11 protein-coding genes, 2 rRNA genes and 1 pseudogene (1 of these 14 running past the window's edge) are annotated in these 16,231 nt (G+C 54.9%); 2 read left to right on the forward strand and 12 right to left on the reverse strand.

What is annotated here, in order from left to right:
* Both A6070_RS03685 and rrf read left to right on the forward strand, forming a co-directional pair.
* A 23S ribosomal RNA gene (locus A6070_RS03685) occupies positions 1 to 523 on the forward strand; it begins 2,431 nt to the left of the window's first position.
* 173 nt (positions 524 to 696) lie between these two features.
* Positions 697 to 813 (forward strand): 5S ribosomal RNA (gene rrf / locus A6070_RS03690).
* A gap of 282 nt (positions 814 to 1,095) precedes the next feature.
* Here rrf and A6070_RS03695 read toward each other — a convergent pair.
* From A6070_RS03695 to glpX, 12 genes and pseudogenes are all read right to left on the reverse strand, one after another.
* On the reverse strand, positions 1,096 to 2,463 hold the full coding sequence (locus tag A6070_RS03695; protein WP_072287100.1) for a sigma-54-dependent transcriptional regulator: 1,368 nt from the start codon (positions 2,461 to 2,463) through the stop codon (positions 1,096 to 1,098).
* 80 nt (positions 2,464 to 2,543) lie between these two features.
* Positions 2,544 to 4,790: a sensor histidine kinase gene (locus A6070_RS03700; protein WP_072288122.1), complete on the reverse strand. Its 2,247-nt coding sequence runs from the start codon at positions 4,788 to 4,790 to the stop codon at positions 2,544 to 2,546.
* A gap of 367 nt (positions 4,791 to 5,157) precedes the next feature.
* Entirely contained in the window at positions 5,158 to 6,087 is a 930-nt protein-coding gene (lpxC, locus tag A6070_RS03705; RefSeq protein WP_072287101.1) for a UDP-3-O-acyl-N-acetylglucosamine deacetylase, read from the reverse strand.
* Positions 6,088 to 6,277: 190 nt separating this feature from the next.
* Complete coding sequence (locus tag A6070_RS03710; RefSeq protein WP_072287102.1) at positions 6,278 to 7,969, reverse strand: ABC1 kinase family protein; 1,692 nt, start codon at positions 7,967 to 7,969, stop codon at positions 6,278 to 6,280.
* Positions 7,963 to 8,298 (reverse strand): phasin superfamily protein, encoded by a 336-nt coding sequence (locus A6070_RS03715; protein ID WP_072287103.1) that lies wholly within the window; start codon positions 8,296 to 8,298, stop codon positions 7,963 to 7,965. Before A6070_RS03715 ends, A6070_RS03710 begins: the two co-directional genes overlap by 7 nt.
* A 67-nt stretch (positions 8,299 to 8,365) precedes the next feature.
* Positions 8,366 to 9,310 carry a patatin-like phospholipase family protein gene (locus A6070_RS03720; RefSeq protein ID WP_072287104.1) on the reverse strand — a complete coding sequence of 315 codons (945 nt, stop codon included), beginning with the start codon at positions 9,308 to 9,310 and terminating at the stop codon, positions 8,366 to 8,368.
* Between the two features lie 153 nt (positions 9,311 to 9,463).
* Positions 9,464 to 11,833, reverse strand: coding sequence for a hypothetical protein (locus tag A6070_RS03725; RefSeq protein WP_072287105.1), 2,370 nt, complete (start codon positions 11,831 to 11,833; stop codon positions 9,464 to 9,466).
* Positions 11,834 to 11,878: 45 nt separating this feature from the next.
* Positions 11,879 to 12,903, reverse strand: a pseudogene (ruvB, locus tag A6070_RS03730) (Holliday junction branch migration DNA helicase RuvB).
* 107 nt (positions 12,904 to 13,010) lie between these two features.
* On the reverse strand, positions 13,011 to 13,607 hold the full coding sequence (ruvA, locus tag A6070_RS03735; RefSeq protein ID WP_072287107.1) for a Holliday junction branch migration protein RuvA: 597 nt from the start codon (positions 13,605 to 13,607) through the stop codon (positions 13,011 to 13,013).
* A gap of 31 nt (positions 13,608 to 13,638) precedes the next feature.
* The gene (gene ruvC / locus A6070_RS03740) at positions 13,639 to 14,124 is read right to left on the reverse strand and encodes a crossover junction endodeoxyribonuclease RuvC (RefSeq protein ID WP_072287108.1); all 486 of its coding nucleotides are present in this window, start codon (positions 14,122 to 14,124) and stop codon (positions 13,639 to 13,641) included.
* Between the two features lie 85 nt (positions 14,125 to 14,209).
* Complete coding sequence (locus tag A6070_RS03745; protein ID WP_072287109.1) at positions 14,210 to 14,956, reverse strand: YebC/PmpR family DNA-binding transcriptional regulator; 747 nt, start codon at positions 14,954 to 14,956, stop codon at positions 14,210 to 14,212.
* 113 nt (positions 14,957 to 15,069) lie between these two features.
* Positions 15,070 to 16,029: a class II fructose-bisphosphatase gene (glpX, locus tag A6070_RS03750; RefSeq protein ID WP_072287110.1), complete on the reverse strand. Its 960-nt coding sequence runs from the start codon at positions 16,027 to 16,029 to the stop codon at positions 15,070 to 15,072.
* Between the last annotated feature and the right edge of the window lie 202 nt (positions 16,030 to 16,231).

The raw sequence follows: 16,231 nt of genomic DNA on the forward strand, positions 1-16,231 counted from the left end.
CAGGTCTTAGTGATCCGGCGGTTCTGTATGGAAGGGCCGTCGCTCAACGGATAAAAGGTACTCCGGGGATAACAGGCTTATCTCCCCCAAGAGTTCACATCGACGGGGAGGTTTGGCACCTCGATGTCGGCTCATCGCATCCTGGGGCTGAAGTCGGTCCCAAGGGTTTGGCTGTTCGCCAATTAAAGCGGTACGCGAGCTGGGTTTAAAACGTCGTGAGACAGTTTGGTCCCTATCTGCCGTGGGCGCAGGAGATTTGAGAGGATCTGTCCTTAGTACGAGAGGACCGGGATGGACGAACCACTGGTGTTCCTGTTGTTCCGCCAGGAGCAATGGCAGGGTAGCTATGTTCGGAAAGGATAACCGCTGAAAGCATCTAAGCGGGAAGCCCCCCTCAAGACAAGATCTCCCCGGGAGCAATCCCCTGAAGGTCCGTCGGAGACGACGACGTTGATAGGCCGGGTGTGTAAGCACAGCAATGTGTTCAGCTAACCGGTACTAATTGACCGTGAGGCTTGACCATAAAAAGTTTTAAAAGGAAGGGGCGAGGTTCGCCTCGCCCCGACCTTGATACCGCGCGATGGAAATGTCTGAAACGCTCGAATCGTCGCCAGCTGTAAGGACAGCGCTTAAAGCTGCAAGCTGCGATACGAAGCATCGTTAATGTCTTAAGCAATTGAAAACCAGTTTACGGTTTTCGGTGGCTATAGCGCAGGGGTCACACCTGTTCCCATCCCGAACACAGAAGTTAAGCCCTGCCGCGCCGATGATACTGCACGGGTAACTGTGTGGGAAAGTAGGTCGCCGCCGAAATTTTTTCCGAAAAAGGCCTCTTCGATCTGGAGAGGCCTTTTGTTTTAAATAAAAAAAGCACCCTCGAAAGGGTGCTTTTTTTATATCTGCGCTATCCGATTCGCGAACCATTTATAAAAAAGAAAAAAGACGCGCCGCCAGGAGGGAAAGCCGGCGCGCCAAAAATCGATAACCATTCTATATATATTACCAGTAAAGTAATAAATACACAAGAAGTCATTTGGCTGTCTGGCCGTTCTGGGATTGCTTTTGATGAGTGATAGGCCGGGGAAACCAGAAGGCCTATTTTTTTGCGTCGATTCCATAGGATTTGATCTTCCGATGCAGATTGGAGCGCTCCATGTCGATCGCTTCTGCTGTGCGGGAAATGTTCCCCTCGTTTTCCTGCAACTTCTGTAGAATAAATTCCTTTTCGAAATCTTCCCGTGCTTGTTTCAGACTTATTCCTTCTCCTGTCATAAAAACCTTGATTCCCTGTTCCTCAGGATTTGCATTCTGAATGCCGACGGGCAGATCGGACATAGTTATGGTTTGATGTGGGCTCATGATGACGAGCCTCTCCACGATATTTCTTAATTCACGCACGTTTCCAGGCCAGTTATAGGCCGTCAATGCTGAAATGACATCGGGTTCCATGGTTTTTATATCTCTACTTTCCTTGCTGCAAAAATAGACAAGGAAGTGCCTTGCCAACAGGGAGATGTCTTCCCGCCGCTCGCGCAGGGGGGGGACATGAAATGGCAACACATTGAGCCGATAATAAAGATCCTGGCGGAAATTCCCCTTGCCGATTTCTTCTTCCAGATCTTTGTTGGTCGCGGCAATAACGCGGACATCGACTTCTATGGTTCGATTTCCTCCAACACGCTCGAATTTTCGTTCCTGCAGGATGCGCAGGATCTTGGCCTGGGTTTTGAGGCTCATGTCCCCGATTTCATCAAGAAAAAGCGTGCCTTCGTGAGCCTGATCGAATTTTCCCTTGCGCTGGGCGGTGGCACCGGTAAATGCCCCTTTTTCGTGACCAAAAAGCTCAGATTCAATGAGTTCCTCAGGAATGGCCGCACAGTTGACCTCAACGAACGGCTTATCATTGCGCTTTGAATAATGGTGAATTGCACGGGCCACCAGCTCTTTGCCTGTGCCGTTTTCGCCGGTAATCAAAACCCACCCGGAAGTTGGCGCAGCGATGGTGATCTGTTCCTTGAGCTTCATGATGGCTTCACTGCTCCCAACCATTTCATACTCTTTGGCCATCCTGGCTCTCAGCGAACGATTTTCCTCGACGAGTCGACTGACTTTAAACGCATTTTCTATGCTAATCAGGACCTTTTCCAGGGATAAAGGTTTCTCAATGAAGTCGTAAGCCCCCAATTTGGTGGCCTTGACGGCGGTCTCAATAGTCCCGTGACCGCTCATCATGATAACCAATTGTTCAGGATTGTTTTCACGAATACGACGCAGCGTCTCCAGTCCATCGATTCCAGGAAGCCAGATATCCAGCAATATCAGATCAGGGGTTTCTTCCGTCAGCAGGGTCAGAGCCCCCTCGCCGGTTTCAGAAAAGAGGGTCCGGAAGCCTTCATCCTGGAGGATGCCGTCCAGGCTTTCCCGGATGCTTTGTTCGTCATCCACGACAAGAATTGTCTTCATCTGTTCTTCCTTAACTCACCGTTGGTGGTATCAGCAAAAGTATATGATGTCGCCAGTCATTTTTGGGAAACAACAGACGGTCAGGCGACATTTTCATCGTTGCGTCCGGTTGTCGGCAGTTCGATGATGAACTTTGTTCCTTTGGGATGGTTGTCTTTTACCCTGATATAGCCATTGTGATCGGCGATAATGGTGGCGACGATAGCCAGTCCCAAGCCCGTTCCGGATTTTTTGGTTGAAAAATAGGGTTCAAAGAGGCGCGGTTTATCTTCGCTGGGGATTCCACAGCCGTCATCTGCGATAATAACGCTAACCATTTGCATATCACGATTGAAATGAGTCTCCAAGGAAATATGGCCCTCTTTCTCGATGGCGCCGACGGCATTTTCAAGCATGTTGATCATTGACCGTTTTATCTGATCCCGGTCCAGGTTGAATATTGGGACAGTTGAGTCCGGCATGAATGAAAAAACAACGTGTCGATGGGCTTCCTGGTAAAGAATAAGTGTTTCGTTGATGATTTCGTTAAGGTTGTTCGGCGCAGGATTGGCAGAGGGCATCTTGGCGAAGTTGGAAAATTCATCCACAAGAATTTTCAGTTCATCAACCTGTTTTATGATCATGCAGGTGCAATCGTCGAAGACCTTGTCATCTTCGGGGAACCGGTCAAGATACCGGCGGCGCAGACGTTGTGCAGACAGACGGATTGGAGTCAGCGGGTTTTTTATCTCATGCGCGATGCGCCGGGCCACCTCACGCCAAGCCGCCATTCGCTGGGCTTTGATCATATGCGTGAGATCATCGAAAACGACAACCGTTCCCATGAATTCGCCGTTTTCATCCCGCAGAGTCGTGAGGTTGAGCAATAAGGTGAGTTTGTTGTCCTCCAGTGGGATGGTCATCTGCTTGTGAATGGAATCTTTGCCTGATTTGGCCAATTGCCGCAGCAAGTCGTTGATGATGACCAGATGTTCGGCTTGCAATACCTGACGGAAGTGCTGGCCGAGGACCTTTCCGGGCATTATTTTCAAGAGTTTTTCCGCGGATTTGTTGATCGTGGTAATACGCCCTTGGCGATCAACCGAAATAACTCCTGCGGTGACGTTCTTCAATACGATCTCCATGTAACGGCGGCGTTGGTCGAGTTCCTGGTTTGACGCCCGCAGATGTCGATTCGCATCGCTGATGCCTGCCTGGCTTTTGCGAAGATCCGCCGTCATTTTGTTAAACGCTTCTACCAGAAGAGCAATTTCATCATCGCTTTGCGGAGAAATCTGTACTGTCAGGTCCCCTCCGGCAATTCGCTTGGTAGCCGAAACCAATTCCTGAATAGGAACGGTGATAGTGCGTGCAAGGTAGAAGCCGAACCATGTGGCCAGAAAAATGATGGCCAGGGCAGTAATCAGAAGAACTTGCACATACCCTTTCTGGATGCGATCTTTAAGCAGTTTGGTTGTTTTATATTGCTCGAAGGAAGCCGAAATTTCCTTCATCTTGTTAACCAGAGAGTAGGGGACATAGTAATTAACCACGACTACCCCGACAACGTCCTCGGGATTCCAGTTGGAATAGACCGGCACCACGCCGCGAATCAGATCGGCTTTGCCGATGGGCGTAACCCGCGTGAATCGGTTGCCTTGCAAGGCTTCGCGAATGGTATCGCTGCCGGGATCCGTAAACTCCGATATGGGGATCTGGGGATTTGCGGCACGCACCAATTCCTCGTAGGTTGAAGAAAAGACTTCCACAACGCCTAGGTTGTATTCCTGCTGCTTGGCCTGAATCAAATCCCTGAGCTGCGGAAGATTACTCTCATTGAGCAGTTTCTGGTCCTTGATGAAGCGTGCCAGCTGGTCACCGTAGTAAAGCGCATTGGCTCCTGAATTTTTATAGTATGTCTGCGCCACCTCCAGGGATTCGTGGAGGGAGGTTTCGATTTGGATGTTGAACCAGTTTTCGATGGAACTGGAGACGAATCCTGCAGCCACAAAAAACAGCAGAAGAGTTGGCACCAGCGACAGGGTGACAAAGGCGACGACCAGTCGTGTTCGCAAGCGGGCCCCCGGAACTTCCCTGCGCCGCTCAAGAATGAGCTTGAAGACATTGCGGAAGACCAGAAACAACGTCAGGATGATCAATAGAATGTTCAGATTGATCAACGCAAGAACCAGAAGGCTTTTCGCCAGAGGCACTTGAGAGGAAAATTGGAAGAGTTGTGTCTCGAATTTTGAAAACACAATCACCAGTAACGTGGTAAAGCCGATCAGCAGCCATTCACGACGCCGTTTACGGTTTTCTCGGAACTTTTTATCAGGATCACAGGGCATGGGATTCACGGATACTCTTCCTTCTGGAAGAACGTTGATAAGAGTGTGGGGTGATGAATTGAAACCAGCGGATTGCGTTTTCCCCGGTCTCTGCGGCGCTAAAGCCGAATTAATTCGGAGATCTGCTTGCGCGGCGCCCCAATGGCTGATTAAATGCTGGCCACTTGTCTTTCGGATAATGATGCAAAATGTATGCAACCGATGATAGTGGGCCACATCGGTGATGCCAACAGGCTTGTAAAGAAATATTCAATTCTAGAGCAGGAAACATGCGTTTTGCAACTCCGGGATGTGGTTTCCGGTTCTCACCAAAAAAAAAGCAGCCGGGAAAGGCTGCTTTTGTAATCGCGGTTTGGAATTTTCAGGCTCAGATTTCGGCTATGCCTGCCATTGCCATGGCGGGGCGGTTGCCGAGGGACAGGCTGTTGTGGCTGACGGTTTCGCCAGATTCAACCAACTGCCAGCAGGCAGGATTGGCAAGAATTTTTTCGACTACCTGGTGATTGATGTCATGACCGGCCTTGTAGGCTTTGACATGTCCCAGCAGAGGATACCCAAGCAGACTGAAATCACCCACTGCATCCAGAATCTTGTGCCGAACGCACTCATCCTGGAAGCGCACGCCACCGGGGTTGAGAACGCCTTCCTTGCCCAGCACCACGGCATTGTCAAGTGAACCGCCCAGGGCCAGCCCGTTGGCCTTGAGATACTCGACTTCGTGCAGGAAACCGAAGGTACGTGCTGCCGCGATCTCCTTGCGAAAGGAATCACCGGTAATTTTTATGGCCCGATGTTGAAGCCCGATACTGGGGTGGTCAAAAGCGATATCAAAAGTGATGCGAAAAAATCGCGAGGGGATGATGCTGACGCGTTTTTCCCCATCCACCAGGGTTATCGGTTTGCGAATGGCAAGGTATTTCCGGCGTTTGTCCTGGGCTCGATTGCCGACTTCTCGCAGCATGGCGACAAACGGCGCTGCACTGCCGTCCATGACGGGGACTTCGGGACCGTCAATGTCGATATGCAGGTTGTCGATGCCGCAGGCGGAAAATGCTGCCATGAGGTGTTCAATTGTTGACACGGATACGCCGTCCTTGCCGATAACTGTGGCCATGCGCGTATCGACAACGTTGGCGGATATGGCCGGGATGGCAACACGCCGGTCGCCCTCGATGCGATGGAAGACGATGCCAGTGTCGGAATCCGCGGGCCGCAAGGTCATGGTAATCTGGCGGCCGGTATGCAGACCGATACCGGAAATAGTCAGAGAGCGCTTGAGGGTCGATTGGTAAATCATGGCACGTCCTTTTATGAATAAGGCGAATGGCGTTGTTGTTTTGTCTTTGTATTTTATGGTTTGCAAGGGGTGTGCCACTTGTCAGGGTTATGCAGCGGTCCGATATTGTTGAGTTTTTTCCGGGGCTGGGGGGGCGACGAGCCGTCGGAGCGTGTCATGTACACTCCGGTGTGGCTTGCGGGCCACAATCTTACAGGCGGCCTGAGCGCAGTATGGCTACGGCCAGCCACAATCCGAGTATGGCGGCGATGGTATAGCCCAGAAAGCCCAGGACCGGGAAGCCCATGACCTGCGGTCCTTTATCCACCTGCATGATAAGGGAGGAGCCAACGATAAGGGCACTGATGAGCAGACTGAATGAGAGTCGGTTGCTTGATTTATCCAGGTCGGTGATAAGTTGGCCGAGGCCGCGGTGTTCAAGGTTGATTTTCAGGCGGTTGCGTGTCATGCGCAGCAACAGGGTCCGAAGATCTCGGGGCAGCCTTCGGAGGAGGATACTGTAGTCTCCCGCCACCCCACCCAGTTCTTGTGTGATATAAGTCAAGGACCAGCGTTCACGCGCCAGTTGCTCCATAAAAGGTTTGAGATGATGGACCATATTGAAATCCGGATCCAGCTGCCGTCCGATGCCTTCCATCGTGATCAGTGCCCTTGCCAGCAACAGTAGATCCGGCGGTACACTGATGCGAAACTGCACGAGGATGCCGATAAGATCGGTAAGCAAATGGCCGGTATGGATTTCCTGCAGAGGAACCTCGTAATAGTCGTCAATAAAATCGGAAACCACTTTTTTAAGGTCCGTCAGAATCGGCTCCTCTTCCAGCTCGCCGGAGTCGAGGAGCAGCCGCGAGACCTTTTCGACATCTCTTTCAAGGATGCCTGCAAGCAAATCAAGCAGCTGATATTTAAGATTATGGTCCAGACGGCCAACCATGCCATAGTCAAGAAAACAGATCACCGGACCCGGTAAAATATAGACGTTGCCAGGGTGCGGATCCCCATGAAACAGGCCGTGAACCAGAACCTGTCTGAGCAGCGCATCGGCACCATGTCGGGCAATGACTTTCAGATCATAACCCTCCGCGCGCAATTTGCCGAAATTATTGACCTTGATCCCTTTGATATATTCCATGGTCAATACGGCTTCGCCAGAGAGTTCGCGATACACCTGTGGAACATGAAATGTTTTATCGCCTGCAAAATTCGCCGCGAACCGTTCAAGCGTGTGGCCTTCCCGCCGGAAATCGAGTTCACGCTGGATACTGCGGCGAAATTCTTTTATCAGCGCAACGGGATTGTAGAGGTGTAGCGCCGCGATATGGTGCTCGGCAAGGTAGGCGAGACTCATGAGGATGTCGAGATCGGTCGCGATGATCTGTTCTATATCGGGTCGGCGGATCTTGACAGCAACTTTTTTGCCGTCTGGAAGGCTGGCTTTATGTACCTGGGCAATGGATGCGGCAGCAAGGGGCGTTTTTTCGAAATGTGAAAACAGGGACTCTATTGGCGACCCCAGCTCGCGGCTGATCTGATGGCGGACTGTTTCAAAGGGAAATGGCGGGATGGCATCCTGGAGCCGGCTGAATTCGGCAATGTATTCCGGGGTAAGAAGATCGGGGCGAGTCGACAGCAATTGCCCGAGCTTAATGAAGGTCGGGCCGAGTTCCTCCATCGCCAGACGAAGCCGCACGGCCGGAGATTGACGTCTTGCCGCCCTTATCTCCGGGCTGCCGAAAAAAAGTTGCCGCCCTCGTTGCAGCGTGAAGCGTAACTGCAGCTGATCGAGAACCTGGCCGAAGCCATACTTGAGCAAGGTTCCAAGGATCTGCCGGTAGCGGCGCAGGGAGCGAATGTTGCGGTTGAGCCGCCTCAGGTTCAGCATTTGCCGGGAGCATCATCCTGCGTTGCCTGTTGCAGTGCCCTGAGTTCTTTTTCCAGCGCCTGCACTTTTTTGGCCAGGCGGTTCAGCTCATCTTTTTTGACCATGCCGAGATCGGTACAGATTCTTTGCACCTCTTCCCGGGCGATCTCTTCGAGCTTCTGCTGGTTGTCGCGTGCCATATCCGAAAGCAGGGTTAACAGCTCGCGACCTTTTTCCTCACTCAAGTTGAGCCTGCGTTTCAGCTCGTCGGCCATTTGCTCGACCTTTTTCTGGGTCAAGGTCAGTGCTCCGAGTCCGGTCAATAGCGATTTTTCAATCAAATCGATCATGATATCCCCCTGGGTTGTGAATTCATTGGAAACACTCAAATTTTAACACAGAGGGCACTCCCCGCAATCAGGCTTCGCACAAGGACCGCAATTGTGGGATACATTGGCGAGCAGCCTGCTCACCTGCCGCAATGGCTTCATCCGCGCGGTGGAATTCAAGCATGTTGAATGCGGTGAATACAGGCCGAATCAGCAGCTCAGCCCTGGTTCTTTCCATCTGCAGATCGTTGATGCGGTTTTCCATAATGGCTACACTGCGGGAACAGATGCTGAAAATATTGGGTGGTTTGCGATTTCGCCCTGACTCCTTGTCATTACCCGGGTGGTCGGCCTGCCAAAGATCTCTCCACAGTTTTTCAATATTCGCGGAGGTGAAGAATTCATGCAGTCGGCCCTTATCGCGCCCAGCACCGGTTTCCGAAGGCAGGGATATCTCGCCCGCCGGGTCCTCCATGCGCGGAATGGTGCAGACCCCGATCACTTTATCCGCTCCCATCTGATAGGCGATATCCAGCGGAACCGGGTTGGTCAGGCCTCCGTCGACCAGGAAACGGTCGCCAAAAAGCACCGGAGTAAAAATGCCGGGAAATGCGATGGCGGCGCGCAGCCCTTCAAGAAGGTTGCCTTTGCGGATAATCAGTGCTTCGCCCGTTTCAACATCGGTGGCGGTGATGGCCAGCGGGATGCGCAGCTCTTCGAAGGTGGTTGCCGGCAAAAGTTCCGCCAGGAATGTTGCAACGCGATTGCCGTCCATCAACCCCGAGGTCGGCAGGGTGGGATCGATAAGCCTCGCAAGTGCACGCCAGTCCAGCTCCCGCATGACTTTTTCCATGCGATGCACAGGGACCCCTGCCGCGTAAAGGGCCCCCAGGGCTGCGCCGATGGAGGTGCCTGCAATAAGGTCGATGGGGATTTTTTCCTCTTCGAGAACCTTGAGGATGCCGATATGTGCCAGTCCCCGGGCTGCGCCGCTACCGAGAGCAAGACCTATGAGAGGGCGGGATTGTGCCATGGCGTTCCTTTCCTTTTTCGCGATACGGCAGGGAGCCACTGAATGCCTGAACCGGAAGGGGAATGCATGCGGCGCCGGCTGATCTGAAACCCTGCGGAAGGCATTCTGACAGCAAAACCCCGACCGGGGTTCCGAGGATGGCCGCAAAAACCCTCAGGCTCCGGAGATCAAGTGCCATGGCGGCAGGGATTTTTGTCGCCAGAGTTTCTCCACAATCGCCTTGGCACTGTGCGGGTCTGCCTGGCGCCGGAACACTTCCTTGACCAGGCTGCCGCGGAGTTTGCGCAGATCCTGACGGTATCGATCGAGAATCGAAACGATAATCGAGCGGTCAACGGGCAGGTCGACGCTTCCGATGCGTTGTGATGAGACAAGTACGAGGGCCTGGGCGGCCTCCAGACCTTCGACCTGGAAGGAATTTCCCCTGGCATCCCGCACTTCGATGAGCCCGAAAAATTCTCCTTGAATTGTCAGCGGGGAGTCGAAGACATAGGTGCGTAGTTCCGGCCTGTAATAATCATAAAGATAATGATCGGGGAAAATGGGCGTACCATCCCTGAAGACCTGCTCGCAGACAGCCTCGATCACCTCCTGTTCCGGTGTGTCTGGCAAAGCGGCATGCTCTGTGTGGTCGGTGACGGAACTGGCTGCGGCAGGCAGTTCAGGCAGCGGACCGAGATACAGAGCCAGTTCCCGATCGAGGAGGGAAGCGTTCGGTTCGCTCTGATCCTTGGCCTGCAGGTGCTGCAGTTTTGCCAGGATCTGCCTGTCCGGCAGTGGCAGGCTTTGCCGGAGTACCTCGTTGCGCAGAGCGGTGCGGCGCGGCAGCGGCCGCCCGCCGCTGGCGACCTGCCACAGGTAACGCCCGAGGCCGGTCCGTAAAAACAGGAGCAGGCCTGCTTCCGGAAGATCTGTCCAGGTTTGCGACGTTACCGGATGCAGTTTGCCATTGACGATCATATTCCAGATATCCTCATGCAGAGCAAGAGCCAGGACCAACAGGGATCCTGCCCCCTGCTGAAGCTGCTTCGCGGCAATGCGGCGGACCTGTCTGCCGTGAACAATTTCGACCTCAGCTGCCGCTTGTTGTGATTTGCGCAGTTGCAAGCGCAGGCTGTTTTCCTGTCTGTACAGCTTATGCAGGGCCGCTGTTTCCAGAATCAGCCCCAGCAGCTGTTTTCCGAAGGTGCTGGACAGCCAGTGCGGAGGGGTGACAACATCGTAAAAAGTGTCTTTGGCGCCGAGTCCTACAAGGTGTAACAGTTGCCAGGCCCACATGGGCGTTCGGGGGGGCAGGCGGAAACGCCGCGCCGGCCACGACAGCCTCAGCCGGGCGGTCAACTCCCGTTTTTCCCCAACGGAAGGCAGGCGGCTGTCTGTCAGTGTCCCACAGATCGAAGCCGGTGCGGGCTCGGGGCGCACTTCAAGGGCATTAAAAACACATGCCTTGAAGGGCGTCCGGCGGTACAAGTGGCGCAACAGCACATGAAGGGCAATCAAGGGAGGTGAGGCGACAAGAATCGGTGCTTCGGCTTGTTCCGGAATTGCGTCGGGATGAAGCAACAGCACCGGATTGCAGGCTGGCGCAGGGAGGCCCGGAACTGGGTGCCCACCCAGCTCTGCTGCTGTCTCAAGACGCAGGATTTCAAGGGCCTGGAGGGCACGCTGCGGTTGTCGAGAAATATCCAGTTGCGTGAGTCGGTGCAGCAAAAGATGCAGACGCACCTGAGCTTCTTCCGGAAGAGCAGCCTCTGCAGGCAGCATGCGCAACGCGCTGGCCAAAGGTTCAGGCAGCGCAGCGATGGCGATGGCTATATCGCCTTCCAGTTTTTGGGGCTGTCCTGCTTTGGGCAGCATGTCGTGCAGGGCGAGGGCCATGACGCGCACCAGCGTCGTGAAGGATTTGCCCTGGGCCTGTTTTTCGGCGGGGCTTTCCGGCCGGGTCGATTCGGCCATCCCCCGGTGAATTCTGTAATGCTCTGTCAATGGGGTCTGCAGGGAAGCCATTGTTGCGCGCAACAGGTTCGCCAGGTAATAGGCGGAGAGATTGTCGGGCAGAACGGCGCCCAGCACGCTGAAGGTTTTCATCGCCTCCATCAGCCCAAGCAGCGCTTCATGGGAATCGGCTGCATTGGGAGATTCGCCGCCGCCGACGGGCAGTTTTCTGGCAGCGCTCCAGTCATCCTGGCTGCGCTGCCAGAGGGTGATATGGGAAATATCCCAGGTTACAAAATAATTGAGACCGAGAGCCTCTGCCGCCATTTGTCCCTGAGGCAGCGGCGAGGGATCGGACGGGTCGGGGAAAAAAAGGACGCCCCCGGCCATGTAGCTGTCGCGGTTTATCCAGAACACCAGGGGTGGATGGATTTCCCCCGCAGGGGTGAGGATCGGGGCAAAAGGTTCGATCCGCCGAAACGGGGACCGGCCCCCGGTAATGAATTCCTGGGCCCAGAGGGAGAGTTGTTGCACCCTTTGATTGAAGGGCTCCTGGCCGGTTTTTTGGGTACTATCGGGGGTTTTCATAGGCTCGACAAAAGACGGTGCAGGTTTGGCCGCAGCGTGGACCTGTCAGGAAAATAGCTCACCGCTGGCCTGGCCGCGCGGAATCTGTCGCTGGAAATGCCGGTAGGCCAGTTCCGTGGCCACGCGCCCGCGGGGGTTCGGTTCAGATAGCCGTTCTGCAGCAGGTAGGGTTCGATAACGTCTTCAATGGTATCCTTCTCTTCTCCGACGGCTGCGGCCAGGGTGTCCAGTCCGACCGGTCCGCCGGCGAATTTGTCGATGATGGCAAGCAGCAGCAAGCGGTCCATGTGATCCAGACCGCTGCTGTCGACCTCCAGCCGCGAAAGAGCCATATCGGCAATCTCGCGGGTGATGACCCCATTGCCCTTGACCTGGGCGAAATCCCTGACGCGTCGCAGCAGGCGATTGGCGATACGCGGCGTGCCCCGACTGCGGCGGGCGATTTCCCGTTGGCCGTCCTTTTCGATGGGGATGTCAAGAATCCGGGCGCTGCGCCCGGCGATGGTGGCCAGCTCGTCATGATTATAGAATTCCAGCCGGCAGATAACCCCGAACCGGTCTCGCAGAGGTGAGGAAAGCAGCCCGGCCCGCGTGGTTGCTCCCACCAGCGTGAAGCGGGGGATGTCGAGCTTTATGGTTCGCGCCGAAGGTCCCTGCCCGATAATGATATCGAGCTGGTAGTCCTCCATCGCAGGGTAGAGAATCTCCTCCACCACCGGCGACAGGCGGTGGATTTCATCGATGAACAGCACATCGCCCTCGGCCAGATTGGTCAGGATGGCTGCGAGGTCTCCAGGCTTTTCGATCACCGGGCCGGAGGTACTTTTGATACTGACGCCCATTTCACTGGCGACAATGTTGGCGAGAGTGGTCTTGCCCAGGCCCGGCGGACCGTAAAAAAGAACGTGATCGAGGGACTCCTGGCGTCCACGCGCGGCGTCGATAAAAACCTGCAGGTTTTCCTTGGCCTTGCTTTGGCCGATATATTCCGCCAGTACCCGCGGCCGCAAGGTCGCTTCCAACCGGTCATCCTCTATGTTGAAATCGGGTGTGACAAATCGTTCAGTCATGCCAGTCCGCCTTTGGGGATTTCCGCTTTTCCTGCTTCAGGATACAGAAAGAGCCCACCCCTTTCAAAGGGAAATGTTCTTTCGGTTACGGTCTCTGGTGCCGCGATTTAGCGCATGAGGATTTTCAGTGCCTGTTTGAGGATTTCCTCCAGGGGGGTGCCGGCATCCAGGTCCAGGGAATCGAGTGCTTTGCGGGACAGGTTTTCCTTGTAGCCGAGATTGACCAGTGCCGACAGGGCGTCATCCCGGAAATCGCATGGTGCAGGCACCGGCGGTGTTTTGCTGCCGGCAGCGGAGCCGGCAAGGCTCGTGACTTTGTCACGAAGTTCCAGGACCAGCCGTTCCGCCGTTTTTTTGCCGATCCCCGGAACGGTTGCCAGCTGTTTCGCATTGCCTTGTGACAATGCCTGATGCAATTCCGCCGCTGGCATGTGAGACAGGATGTTGAGCGCCACCTTGGGGCCAACGCCGGATACGGACAGCAACAGTCCGAAAAGCTCCTTCTCGGAACTGCTCCAGAAACCGAACAGCAGCAGCGCATCCTCACGCACATGGGTATGCACTTGCAGTCGTACCAGACCTTCATCCGGAAGGGCGTAGTAGGTCGAAAGCGGGATCAGCAGTCGATAGCCGACGCCGCCGACATCCAGAATAATTTGGCTGATGGATTTATGGATCAATTGTCCATTGAGCACAGCGATCATGGCATCATTCCGGAAGCTAAGAGAAAGTCCGTCAAATCAGCAGGCTCTTGAGATGATAGCAATGCGCGTGACAAATGGCCACCGCCAAAGCATCCGAGGCGTCCTCCTGGGCGATTTCAGGCAGATTCAAGAGTACGCGCACCATCTGCTGCACCTGCGGCTTGGCCGCCTTGCCGTAGCCGACAACGGCCTGCTTGACCTCCACGGCGGTATATTCGGCTACGGGCAGGGCCGCGTTGACCCCGGCCAGCATGGCAACGCCCCGAGCATGTCCAAGCTTCAGTGCCGACAGGGCGTTTTTAGCGACAAATATGCGTTCCACTGCCACGCTTGCCGGCCCATAATCGCGAATAACCCGCGACAATCCATCGTAAATTGTTTTGAGCCGTTCCGCCAGCGGGGCATCGGTGCGGGTGTGGATGGCGCCGTTGTCCACATGAAGCAGGCGGTTGCCGATTTTTTCGATCAGACCGTAACCGGTGATGCGGGTGCCTGGATCGATGCCAAGAATACGCATGTCAAATCACCCTCGATGAGTCCTTGTCAAAGGAAAAAGGCGGGGCTTGCCCCGCCTGATAAATACGGTCGACAGGGACCAGGGCTCATTCCATGATGCGGGCGATTTCCTCGTCCGAAATGTCGAAGTTGGCATAGACGTTCTGAACGTCATCATTGTCTTCGAGTTTGTCCATCATCTTGAGCATCTGTTCGGCCTGCTTGCCCTCCAGCCCAACCATGGTCTGGGGAATCATGGTCACCTCGGCTGTTTGCCACTGCAGACCTTTGGCGGCGAGGGCATCGCGCACTTCCATGAAGTCGGCCGGATCGGTAATGATCTCATAGGCGTCGCCCTCGTCCTTGACGTCTTCGGCTCCGGCCTCCAGTGCCGTTTCAAACAAAGCGTCGAAATCCTGCTCGGTGTCGAAGGAGATCAGCCCCTTGCGATCGAATAGAAACGCGACCGATCCATTGACGCCAAGACTGCCGTTGTGCTTGTTGAAGATGTGGCGAACATCGGCAACGGTGCGGGTGCGGTTGTCGGTCATGAATTCTACAATAACCGCGACGCCTCCGGGCCCGTAGCCTTCAAAGGTGCCTTCTTCGTAGTTGACACCGTCGAGGTCGCCACAGCCTTTTTTAATCGCCCGCTCGATGGTGTCCTTGGGCATATTGGAGCCCTTCGCCTTGTCGACGGCCGTGCGCAACCGCGCATTCGCCTCCAGGTCGCCGCCGCCAATCTTGGCAGCTACGGTGATTTCCTTGATCAGTTTGGTGAAAATTTTGCCACGCTTGGCGTCCTGGGCACCCTTGCGGTGTTTGATGTTGGCCCATTTGCTATGTCCTGCCATGTTGCCGTGTCTCCTTGCCTGGGATAATTATGCTTTTTCCGGGTATTTGGTTGCGCATCAAAGGTGGATGCGGAGCCCTTGTGTCGAGGCCCTTGCCGCCGGCAAAGCGTCGTTCAATAAACCGGCTTGAAATCAAACTGGTGCTGGGCGCGGATAAACCGAACTGTGCGGCTTTTGGAACGCATGACGATGGAATGGGTTTCCGCGCCGCCCGACACATAGCGCACGCCGTGCAGCAATTCGCCGTTGGTAACGCCGGTGGCCGCAAAAACCACATCCCCTTGCGCCATTTCCTCGGCGGTGTAAATCTTGTCGAAATCTTCGATACCCATGGTGCGTGCGCGGGTTTTTTCTTCCCGGTTCATGAACACCAGGCGGCCCTGCATGTCGCCTCCCATGCACTTGAGTGCCGCCGCCGCCAGCACCCCCTCGGGGGCACCACCGATACCCATCAGCATGTCGACGCCACTGCCACAGACCGTAGCCGCGATGGCCGGTGCCACATCGCCATCGGAAATGAGGTGAATCCGGGCTCCGGCCCTGCGCACTTCACTGATGATCTTTTCGTGCCGGGGTCGGTCGAGGATCACCACGGTAAGGTCTTGTACATAGCAATTTTTGGCGTCGGCCACCCGCTTGAGGTTCTCTTCGGGTGACTCGTTCAGGTCGATACAGCCATGGGCTTCCGGACCGACGGCGATTTTTTCCATGTACATATCGGGCGCGTGAAGAAACCCTCCCTTGGGTGCCAGCGCAATGGTGGTGATAGCGCCGGTCTTACCCTTGGCACAAATGTTGGTGCCTTCCAGCGGATCGACGGCGATATCGACTTCGGGATATCCGCCGCAACTCTTGCCGACTTTCTCACCTATATAGAGCATGGGCGCTTCATCCATCTCGCCCTCGCCGATAACAACCGTGCCGCAAAATTCGACGGAATCGAGCGTGCGACGCATGGCTTCGGTCGCCGCTTCATCGGCAGCATCCTTGTTCCCCTTGCCAACCCAGCGGCCACAGGCCAGCGCGGCGGCTTCGGTGACCCGTACCAGATCCATGGCTAAATTGCGTTCCATTACAAAAATCCTCCTTGGGCTAAAGACTGCCGTTCGCAGCGGCGCCATCATGACAGAAAAAACTGGTAAAGACAAGTTTTAGGGCACGGAACCCTATTGCCGGCCCGCATGTGTCGGCCGATGACGACTTGACTTGATGTGGTCTCCAAAGCGATGATGCCGTCCATGGTGATGCAAAGGCTAAGATCAACATTTGCCCGGG

Origin of the sequence: Syntrophotalea acetylenica, assembly GCF_001888165.1 — a bacterium.
Lineage (GTDB): Bacteria > Desulfobacterota > Desulfuromonadia > Desulfuromonadales > Syntrophotaleaceae > Syntrophotalea > Syntrophotalea acetylenica.